Genomic DNA, 1,597 nt, shown 5'->3' on the forward strand with positions numbered 1-1,597 from the left:
TGGCTAGAGTCTTGTAGAGGGAGGTAGAATTTCAGGTGTAGCGGTGAAATGCGTAGAGATCTGAAGGAATACCAGTGGCGAAGGCGGCCTCCTGGACAAAGACTGACGCTCATGTACGAAAGCGTGGGGAGCAAACAGGATTAGATACCCTGGTAGTCCACGCCGTAAACGATGTCTACTAGTTGTCTGTGGTTTTAAACCGTGGGTAACGCAGCTAACGCACTAAGTAGACCGCCTGGGGAGTACGGCCGCAAGGTTAAAACTCAAATGAATTGACGGGGGCCCGCACAAGCGGTGGAGCATGTGGTTTAATTCGATGCAACGCGAAGAACCTTACCTGCCCTTGACATACAGCGAAGAGACCAGAGATGGACTTGTGCCTTCGGGAACGCTGATACAGGTGCTGCATGGCTGTCGTCAGCTCGTGTCGTGAGATGTTGGGTTAAGTCCCGCAACGAGCGCAACCCTTATCCTTAGTTGCCAGCGCGTAATGGCGGGAACTCTAGGGAGACTGCCGGTGATAAACCGGAGGAAGGTGGGGACGACGTCAAGTCATCATGGCCCTTACGGGCAGGGCTACACACGTGCTACAATGGCAGATACAGAGGGAAGCGAACTTGCGAAAGTAAGCGGAACCCAAAAAGTTTGTCGTAGTCCGGATTGGAGTCTGCAACTCGACTCCATGAAGTCGGAATCGCTAGTAATCGTGGATCAGAATGCCACGGTGAATACGTTCCCGGGCCTTGTACACACCGCCCGTCACACCATGGGAGTGGGCTGCACCAGAAGTAGATAGCTTAACCCTTCGGGGAGGGCGTTTACCACGGTGTGGTTCATGACTGGGGTGAAGTCGTAACAAGGTAGCCCTAGGGGAACCTGGGGCTGGATCACCTCCTTAAAAAAAGCGACGCTTTTGTGAAGTGTCCACACAGATTGCTTGATATAAATTAAAGCACGGCCGTTGTGATAGGTCTGTAGCTCAGCTGGTTAGAGCGCACCCCTGATAAGGGTGAGGTCGGTGGTTCAAGTCCACTCAGACCTACCAAAATCATGACGGAATAAGGGTATGGGGCTATAGCTCAGCTGGGAGAGCGCCTGCTTTGCACGCAGGAGGTCAGCAGTTCGATCCTGCTTAGCTCCACCATTCCTTAAGACCACAAACGCCAAAGCTAAATTATGTTTTTAACTGAATTTATCTTTGGCTTTTTTATCGAAGCCATGCTCTTTAACAATTTGGAAAAGCTGATATATAGATTATCTCAAGAAACATGAGTTCAAAAACAAGTGTTCTTGGTATTTTAAGGTAAATCGTACTCGGATGAATGGGCTTTATACACCCGGCCATCCAGTTACTGACTGACCCTGTTTAGGGTTGTATGGTTAAGTGACGAAGCGTAGACGGTGAATGCCTTGGCAGTCAGAGGCGAAGAAGGACGTGTTAATCTGCGAAAAGCTTGGGTGAGCTGATAAAGAGCGTTATAGCCCAAGATATCCGAATGGGGAAACCCACCTCTTAGAGGTATCATAAACTGAATACATAGGTTTATGAGGCGAACCGGGAGAACTGAAACATCTAAGTACCCCGAGGAAAAGAAAT

The 1,597-nt window shown here is 49.6% G+C and carries 2 tRNA genes and 2 rRNA genes; all 4 read left to right on the forward strand.

Features of this window, described 5'->3' with window-relative positions:
* Positions 1 to 898: ribosomal RNA gene (locus ABUE30_RS18515) — 16S ribosomal RNA — on the forward strand; the annotation flags it as partial.
* Between the two features lie 70 nt (positions 899 to 968).
* Positions 969 to 1,045 (forward strand) — tRNA-Ile (locus ABUE30_RS18520).
* A 23-nt stretch (positions 1,046 to 1,068) separates the two neighbouring features.
* Positions 1,069 to 1,144, forward strand: a tRNA-Ala gene (locus ABUE30_RS18525).
* A 234-nt stretch (positions 1,145 to 1,378) separates the two neighbouring features.
* Positions 1,379 to 1,597 (forward strand): 23S ribosomal RNA (locus ABUE30_RS18530); the annotation flags it as partial.

Source organism: Celerinatantimonas yamalensis, assembly GCF_046054155.1.
Classification (GTDB): Bacteria; Pseudomonadota; Gammaproteobacteria; order Enterobacterales; family Celerinatantimonadaceae; genus Celerinatantimonas; species Celerinatantimonas yamalensis.